Consider the following 8,260-nt stretch of genomic DNA (forward strand, 5'->3'; position numbering starts at 1 on the left):
CTCGCTAGCAATAGCTCATAGCAGAAGGAAGTTCGGCAAGGGATTCGCTTTCTTCCGATGTAACGGATGTAAGAGATGAAAGGAAGAAGAAAGAAGGAAGAAAAAAACTATGCCCAATGCCCAATGCCCAATGCCCAATGCCCAGAATGACCTAATTTCCCGGAGTGTCCCCCAGTCGGAAGTCGGCGCTTGCTGTCCCAATCTGAGTAATATAGAAGCAACTGCAACTAAATTAATTGCTAATTCAGCCGATGTCTAGCTCAGAATCCATGTCCCCTCCAGAAGAGTCCGTTAAAATTGAGTTGCCCCGCACGAGTGAGTCCGAGGCACTAAAAAAAATTCGCCACACCACTTCCCACGTTATGGCGATGGCGGTACAGAAGTTATTTCCCAAGGCGCAAGTGACTATCGGCCCTTGGATTGAAAACGGTTTCTATTATGACTTTGACACTCCCGAACCTTTTACGGAACAGGATTTAAAAGCCATTAAAAAAGAGATGATCAAAATCATCAACCGTAAATTGCCTGTAATTCGGGAAGAAGTCAGCCGCGAGGAAGCAGAACGCAGAATTAAGGAGATTAACGAACCTTACAAATTAGAAATTTTAGAAGGTTTGATCGAACCAATTACTTTTTACCATTTGGGCGAGGAATGGTGGGATTTGTGCGTGGGGCCTCACTTGGATAATACCAGTGAGTTGAATCCAAAGGCGATCGAGCTAGAAAGCCTAGCAGGGGCGTACTGGCGCGGCGACGAAACCAAAGCTCAATTACAGCGGATTTACGGCACTGCTTGGGAAACTCCCGAACAATTAGCAGCATACAAACACCGCAAAGAAGAAGCATTAAGGCGCGATCACCGCAAATTAGGTAAAGAATTAGGCTTATTTATTTTTGCCGATCCTGTGGGCCCCGGCTTGCCTTTGTGGACGCCGAAAGGCACTGTTTTGAGAAGTATTTTAGAAGATTACTTGAAACAAGAACAAATCAAACGCGGCTATTTGCAAGTTGTGACTCCACACATCGCCAGAGTAGATTTGTTCAAAATTTCTGGACACTGGCAGAAATACAAAGAAGATATGTTTCCGCTGATGGCGGAGGATGAGGAAGCGGCAGCAAACGAACAGGGTTTTGTGATGAAACCGATGAACTGCCCTTTCCACATCCAAATTTACAAAAGCGAATTGCGATCCTATCGAGAACTGCCGATGCGCTTAGCGGAATTCGGCACGGTTTACCGCTACGAACAATCGGGAGAATTGGGCGGTTTAACGCGGGTGCGCGGCTTTACGGTGGATGATTCCCACTTATTTGTCACACCGGAACAGTTGGATGCAGAATTCTTGAATGTGGTGGATTTGATTCTGTCAGTATTCAAGAGTCTGCAACTGAAAAACTTTAAGGCGCGTTTGAGTTTCCGCGATCCAAACAATTTAGAGAAATACATCGGTTCCGATGAAGCTTGGGAAAAGGCTCAAGGTGCAATCCGCCGCGCAGTGGAAACTTTGGGAATGAATTATTTTGAGGGAATTGGAGAGGCGGCTTTTTACGGGCCGAAACTCGATTTCATTTTCCAAGATGTCTTGGATAGAGAATGGCAATTAGGAACTGTTCAGGTAGATTACAACTTGCCAGAACGTTTTGATTTGGAATATGTTGCTGAAGACGGCACTCGCAAGCGTCCGGTGATGATTCACCGCGCTCCTTTCGGTTCTTTGGAACGTTTGATCGGGATTTTGATTGAGCAGTATGCGGGCGATTTTCCGCTGTGGTTAGCGCCGATTCAGGTGCGGTTGTTGCCTGTCAGCGCCGAGTTTTTGCCGTTTGCGAAGGAAGTGGCCGCGAAGATGAAAATGCTCGGAATGCGCGCTGAAGCTGATGAGAATAGCGAGCGTTTGGGCAAGTTGATTCGCAATGCTGAGAAGGATAAAATTCCGGTGATGGGTGTTGTGGGTGCGAAGGAAGTTGAGGCGAATAGTTTGAATATTCGGACTCGGACTTCTGGGGAGTTGGGGGCTATTTCGGTTGAGGAAGTGATTGGGAGGTTGCAGGCGGCGATTAGTAGTTACGGAGATTTTTAGGGGGATTTTTTAAACGCAGATGCACGGGGATTAACGCAGATGATAGTTTGATATTGTCTGCGTTTTTCTAATCGATCGACTAAACTCATATAATTAGGTAAATTAACAGGAGTTAAATTAATGAGTAATCCGTTTCTAGGGATGAATCCTTATTTAGAAAGTCCTGAATTGTGGCCTCAAGTACATCACTTGCTAATTAGTAGCATTTTTGAATCATTAGTGCCACAGTTGCTGCCAAAATATATCGTCGATATTGAAAAAAGAGTTTATGAGCTTAGCGGGGAAAATTCCCTTTTAGTGGGGATTCCTGATGTCACTGTGCAGCGCTCTCCAAGTCAAACAAACCCAACTTCTTCTAATGTTGCAGTTGCCGCGCCGCCTGTGACAGCCTTGAAAGTAAGACTGCCAGTACCTGTGGAATTTAGGGAAGCATATTTAGAGGTGCGAGATACAGAAACTAGGGAAGTTGTGACAGTGATTGAAGTGTTGTCACCCGCCAATAAGCGCCCTGGGAAAGGGCGAGAAATATATGAAGCAAAGCGAGAAAAGGTGTTTGGTAGTCGCACTCATATGATTGAAATTGACTTGCTGCGAAGTTACCAACCAATGTTAGTTTTTGGGAACGATATTGAGGCAAGTTATCGAATTTTAGCGAGTCGGGGAAATCAAAGGCCTTTGGCGGATTTGTACCTTTTCAATTTACCGGATATGATTCCTCAGTTTCCCTTGCCTTTGCGTGCGGGTGATGCGGAACCAATTGTAGATTTACAAGCGTTATTAAATGGGGTTTACGATCGCGCCGCCTATGACTTTAGAATAGATTACACCGCACCCCTACCTGCGCTTTCAGAATCAGATGCTGCTTGGGCGGATGCTTTGTTGCGGGAAAGAGGGTTAAAGGGATAAGGAAAGTAGATTCTTCCCTGGTGGGGGGCGGGTTTATGAGAATTTTTGGTGGTTTTTGATGTCGGCGAAACGACCCCTACAGAAATATAGGGTAACGAGGCTCGAAAAACTCAAAACACCTACACAAAACGTTACATCTTTGTTACCATCGTGGCAAGTCTGTCCTCAGCAGCCCCTCTATTAACCTTCTAAACTAACCGTTATGAGTCAACCTCCCTCAGCAATTCCCGCCTCCGAAGAGCCGGCAGAAACCCCGACAGCACCGACAAACACTTCACCTCCACCGAGTTATGTCAAGCTGGCGATGCGGAACATGGTTCGCAAGCGGGCGACTTCTCTGTTTCATTTTGCTTTGACAGCCGCCGGACTTTTAGGCGTACTCGTCGGTTTGGCTTTTCTCGATCGATATTTCAATTCTTAATTAGGGATTCAAACAATCAGCCTCTAATTTCCGCTGCTGTTTTTCATCTTTCTTAATCGGGAGTTAAGCTGATTGTGTTGCCGGCCTGTTGCAATCTTCAAGAGATTATTGTAATGTGCCTGCTGAAAGCAAAAAGTAATTCTGCTCGATCGCGCAATTGGAATTTGTAAAAAAATTGAATATATCCCTTGACAGGAGAGCAAAAAAATGTTAATTGAGGTGAACGTCGAGGACTGTTACGGGCTCGCCCAGCAGTCAGCCGACGCTTCCAACCTCCCTGAGAGTACAGCCAGCGGGGAGATTTCAGCCGAAACCTGGGAAAATTGGTTTAGCGTTTGGCTGGAAAACCAGGAAGATTATGTGCCAGTCGCTCCGGGCTACGAAGTCAGTCTGCGTTTAACCGCCGATACCGAGATGCAAGCCCTCAACCTCCAGTACCGCCAGCTCGATAGACCGACTGATGTACTAGCTTTCGCATCTTTAGAGGTAGACTGTCCTCAGCTAGAGGAAATGCAGTCATCTGAACCCCTATACTTGGGTGATATCGTCATCTCGATCGATACAGCTAACCGACAAGCCCAGCAGCAAGGACATCCCCTGAAGAACGAACTAGCTTGGCTGGCAGCCCACGGTTTTCTGCATCTTTTGGGCTGGGATCACCCGGATGAAGAAAGTCTGACTCAAATGCTCGATCGACAAGAAACATTGCTGCGGGCGATCGGTCTTGCGATCCAAACAGCATAACTGAAGTTGATGTTGATTTAAAAAATCATGTCAAGCCCAACATAACTTTCTGAAATTAAACCAAAACTTTAGTAAAAACTTAGAAAAGTTACCTAGACTTGATGAAGTTAATTTGAAAAGTTTAGCTTTCATTCATCTCTGTAAATTAAAGTTGGTTCTTTATGACACTAGATAGACCCTCAATTTCATCACAAATCGCACAGTTTCTGCCCATGCCTCAAGACTCTTCTAGCCAGACAGTCCAGGAGCCGAAAAAAGCCTTGAAATACAACCGAGAGCTGTCCTGGAAAATCGCATCTAGCTTAGCTACGAGTTTTAGATACGCTTGGGGGGGTCTGAGTTATGCTTTTGAAACTCAGCGCAATTTTCGGATTCACACAGTTATAGGCACTTTGGCGATCGGACTCGGGCTATTTTTGCAACTCAAACCTGTAGAAATATCTGTGATCGGCGTCACCATTGGCATAGTTTTAGCAATGGAACTGTTGAATACGGCGATCGAATCGGTGGTAGACTTGACAGTCGGGCAATCTTATCACGAACTAGCCAGAATTGCCAAAGACTGCGCTGCCGGAGCAGTTCTGGTATCGGCAATGGCTGCGATCATCGTCGGTACTGCACTTCTGCTTCCTCCTTTGTGGGCAGTCGTTCAAATTGCGATCGGCCGTCAGTAACTTATTGGAGGCAGAAAATTTTAGGTTTTAGATGACCAATTTGAGATTTTTAGTTTTATTCGTCTATATTGCAGCTATTTTTATCTTCGGCATCTATCTAAAATCTTGAAACCCTTGCTTTCAGGGAGCGAGTCAATCTAAAATCTAAAATCTAAAACCTAAAATCTAACTTAACCCGTGATTATAGTCATCGATAACTACGACAGTTTTACATACAATTTGGTACAGTATCTAGGAGAACTAGGTGCTGAATTGCCCGTAGCCAGCGAAGTGCAAGTCTACCGGAACGACCAAATTTCCTTAGCAGAAATTCGCCAATTGCAGCCGGCAGCAGTGGTGATTTCTCCTGGCCCGGGGCGGCCGGAAGATGCGGGAATTTCTCTGGAATTAATCAAAGAATTGGGCCCGACTTTACCAATTTTAGGCGTCTGCCTGGGACATCAAAGTATCGGTCAAGTATTTGGCGGGAAAATTGTTTCTGCACCCGTGTTGATGCACGGCAAAACTTCTCAGGTAGAACACGCAGGAGTCGGAGTTTTTCTGGGCGTGGAATCGCCGATGATTGCCACTCGCTATCACAGTTTGGTAATTGAAAAGCAGAGTTGTCCAGAAGTTTTGGAAATTACCGCTTGGGTTGAAGACGGAACTATTATGGGTGTGCGGCATCGGGAATATCCGCACATTGAAGGTGTACAGTTTCACCCGGAAAGTATTTTGACGACTTCGGGAAAGCAATTATTACGAAATTTCTTGGAACGGCTTTAGTTGGGTTTTGAATTTTGAGTTTTTGTCTGAATCTTTCGGGTGCGTAATGCGAACCTGACGGTTGAAATTATCTAACTTTGTAGGGCGCGCAACGCGAACTTTACGGTAAAACTATGGTGCACATTTTCGCACCTCAGCCGCCCACAAAAGGATACAAGCCCCCGAAAATAGTTGTGGTGAGCCCCAAATTTTAGACGAAAGTTCCATATCCCAGATTCATCTGTGGAGTAAATCTAAAATCTAAAATCTAAAATCTAAAATCGACTGGCGGTGTTTTGTGGTATAACAACAGACGACCAACACCCGACAACCCCAACCACAAGATGAAACGGCGACAATTAATACGTTACGCACAGACGGGTTTGCTAGCAGCTTTCTTCACGGGTTTGCCATCTGGATGGGAAAGCTATCAAGCTCAAACTGCTGATTCTTTGTCGATTCAGTGGTTGGGCCACACTTGCTTCTTGTTCGCCGGAGGCGGTGCGAGGGTGCTGGTGAATCCTTTTCGCCCCCTGGGCTGTACCGCAGGCTATCGCTCTCCTAAAGTGCCAACAGATTTGATTCTGATTAGCAGCCGATTGCTCGATGAAGGGGCGATCGACGGATTTGCGGGCAATCCCGGCCTTTTGTACGAACCAGGGGCTTACAGGTCTAACGGGCTGCGGATTCAAGGGATTCGGACGGAAAAAGACCGTGAGGGAGGAAGGCGATTTGGGGTCAATGTGGCTTGGCTGTGGCAGCAAGCGGGCGTTAAGATTTTACACTTGGGCGGAGTTGCTGGCCCGATCGGCATTGAAGAACAAATCTTGATCGGGCGGCCCGATGTAGTGCTGATTCCCGTGGGTGGCGGGCCGAAAGCTTACACTCCGGCGGAAGCGAAGCAAACTTTGCAACTTCTCAAACCAAAGATGGTGATTCCGACGCATTTCAAAACCCAAGCCGCCGATGCTGCTGCGTGCGATTTGGTGCCGCTAGATGAATTCTTGGCGCTGATGGATGGTACGCCGGTGCGCCGAGTGAATAATGACACGATTTCGATCAAATCTGCTGACTTACCCCAAACTGGTTCAGTGATTGAGGTTTTGAGTTACAGATTTAGCGGTTGATGCCCGATTTTTCAGCTTGCGTTATAGTAAGGGAGTTTTGGTCGATCGGGGATGCAAGAGAATTTTCTCTTTACCTTAGCCTCTGGCAACCTTGCCTTTTGTCGAGATTTGGCTAACATAACAATTCATGTTCACTGTTTTATCTCATAAGGAAATGCAAGCGCAATGAAAAATCAAAATTTACCTAGTTGGATCAAACAACTCACAGGTTTCGCAGGAATAATCGGCGCTAGCGCGTTAATCGGTTTCCCGGCTTGGGCTCACATCACCTCCAACACCAATGTTGCTAATGCAACTCAAACTTCACAAGTTGCAGGAAAAGTGAAAACCGCTGCTTCACCCGCACCAACTTCCGCTTCACCTGCACCAACTTCCGCTGCTAAGGATATTGTTGCTATTGCATCTGGCGACGCTCAATTCGAGACATTGACGAAGGCTTTGGGAGCTGCAGGTTTGGTGACAACTTTACAAGGAAAAGGCCCTTTCACTGTTTTTGCTCCGACTGATGCGGCCTTTGCTGCTTTGCCAGAAGGAACTGTGGAGAATTTGCTCAAACCGGAAAACAAAGCCCTACTTACTAAGATTTTAACTTACCACGTTGTTCCTGGTTCGGTTGTATCTACTAGCCTGAAATCCGGCGATGTTAAAAGTGTCGAAGGCAGTTCGCTGAAGGTGGGAGTTAACGCAGGCAAAGTTACTGTCAGCGGTGCTAATGTTGTGAAAGCTGATATCAAAGCTAGCAACGGCGTTATTCACGTAATTGACAAGGTGTTGATGCCCCCTGATGCCAAGTAGGACTAGCGTTTTGTGCATCAATTGATGTCAGATTCGGTTAAATGAAGACGAAGTAAGGACACAACAATGTTGTGTCCTTATTTGTATGGCAGGCAATTCAGAATTAATATAGATAAAGCTTTAGCTAGCTGCAGGTACTTACAAAAATGGCTGCCAACCCTTACCCCGATGGCCAAAATCGAAGATTTCGGGATGGAGAATTTCTGCTAAAATTTCTAACGAATCAACCAATCTCGGCCCCGGCCGATTAAAGTAAGAATTGCCGTCAGTTATGTAAACGTTCCCCATTTTTACTGCTTCCAAATTAGGCCATTCTGCATATTTAGTTATGTGTATTGCTTCGATGCGAGTGCGGTTCAAATCAAAACCACAAGGCATAAAAATAATTACATCGGGGTTAGCTCCTACTAGCGATTCCCATTTTAACCAAGGGGAATGTTCCCCGACAATCATTACTCACAAGTTAAGCTAAAAGCACTATTGTCAATGAGTAAAATTACTCATGTTTGACCTGTTGACCCAATTAAAATATGACTCCATTTGTTCCTTTATTGTTGAAAAAAAATTGTTCGGGACTTCTTTGAGTTCCAGGGAAAGGAGAAATAATTAGCCTGACATGAGGTTTTCATGCTTAGCTTAACAATCCCTAAATCCTGGGGGGGTGACAACCCACCTGAAACCCATAGCTAGTCATTGGTGACAAGTTAAGACTGTAAGTCTTTTGTCAAGAGGCTTTTAGAGAATTGTTGAAAAAAAACTGGTCAGACC

At 45.6% G+C, this 8,260-nt stretch carries 9 protein-coding genes and 1 pseudogene; 9 read left to right on the forward strand and 1 reads right to left on the reverse strand.

Annotated elements, in window-relative coordinates:
* Positions 1-109: 109 nt before the first annotated feature.
* The 9 genes from QUA03_RS21190 to QUA03_RS21230 all read left to right on the forward strand — a co-directional run bounded on the left by QUA03_RS21190 (position 110) and on the right by QUA03_RS21230 (position 7,492).
* Positions 110-259 (forward strand): hypothetical protein, encoded by a 150-nt coding sequence (locus QUA03_RS21190; protein ID WP_333214682.1) that lies wholly within the window; start codon positions 110-112, stop codon positions 257-259.
* Positions 252-2,081 (forward strand): threonine--tRNA ligase, encoded by a 1,830-nt coding sequence (gene thrS / locus QUA03_RS21195; RefSeq protein WP_333214683.1) that lies wholly within the window; start codon positions 252-254, stop codon positions 2,079-2,081. The genes QUA03_RS21190 and thrS overlap by 8 nt, the downstream gene beginning before the upstream one ends.
* Before the next feature lie 120 nt (positions 2,082-2,201).
* Positions 2,202-2,987: a DUF4058 family protein gene (locus tag QUA03_RS21200; RefSeq protein ID WP_333214684.1), complete on the forward strand. Its 786-nt coding sequence runs from the start codon at positions 2,202-2,204 to the stop codon at positions 2,985-2,987.
* A 202-nt stretch (positions 2,988-3,189) separates the two neighbouring features.
* Complete coding sequence (locus tag QUA03_RS21205; RefSeq protein WP_333214686.1) at positions 3,190-3,408, forward strand: DUF3285 domain-containing protein; 219 nt, start codon at positions 3,190-3,192, stop codon at positions 3,406-3,408.
* Positions 3,409-3,615: 207 nt separating this feature from the next.
* On the forward strand, positions 3,616-4,152 hold the full coding sequence (gene ybeY, locus QUA03_RS21210; RefSeq protein ID WP_333214688.1) for an rRNA maturation RNase YbeY: 537 nt from the start codon (positions 3,616-3,618) through the stop codon (positions 4,150-4,152).
* Positions 4,153-4,313: 161 nt separating this feature from the next.
* Positions 4,314-4,826 (forward strand): diacylglycerol kinase family protein, encoded by a 513-nt coding sequence (locus QUA03_RS21215; RefSeq protein WP_333085282.1) that lies wholly within the window; start codon positions 4,314-4,316, stop codon positions 4,824-4,826.
* Positions 4,827-5,003: 177 nt separating this feature from the next.
* Entirely contained in the window at positions 5,004-5,591 is a 588-nt protein-coding gene (locus QUA03_RS21220; protein ID WP_333214690.1) for an aminodeoxychorismate/anthranilate synthase component II, read from the forward strand.
* 323 nt (positions 5,592-5,914) lie between these two features.
* Positions 5,915-6,697, forward strand: coding sequence for an MBL fold metallo-hydrolase (locus QUA03_RS21225; protein WP_333214692.1), 783 nt, complete (start codon positions 5,915-5,917; stop codon positions 6,695-6,697).
* A gap of 165 nt (positions 6,698-6,862) precedes the next feature.
* Positions 6,863-7,492 (forward strand): fasciclin domain-containing protein, encoded by a 630-nt coding sequence (locus QUA03_RS21230; protein WP_333214694.1) that lies wholly within the window; start codon positions 6,863-6,865, stop codon positions 7,490-7,492.
* A 138-nt stretch (positions 7,493-7,630) separates the two neighbouring features.
* Here the strand turns inward: QUA03_RS21230 and QUA03_RS21235 are convergent.
* Positions 7,631-7,942, reverse strand: a pseudogene (locus tag QUA03_RS21235) (cobalamin-binding protein); the annotation flags it as partial.
* Positions 7,943-8,260: the final 318 nt, after the last annotated feature.

This window comes from Microcoleus sp. S36b_A4 (assembly GCF_036700645.1).
Classification (GTDB): Bacteria; Cyanobacteriota; Cyanobacteriia; order Cyanobacteriales; family Microcoleaceae; genus Microcoleus.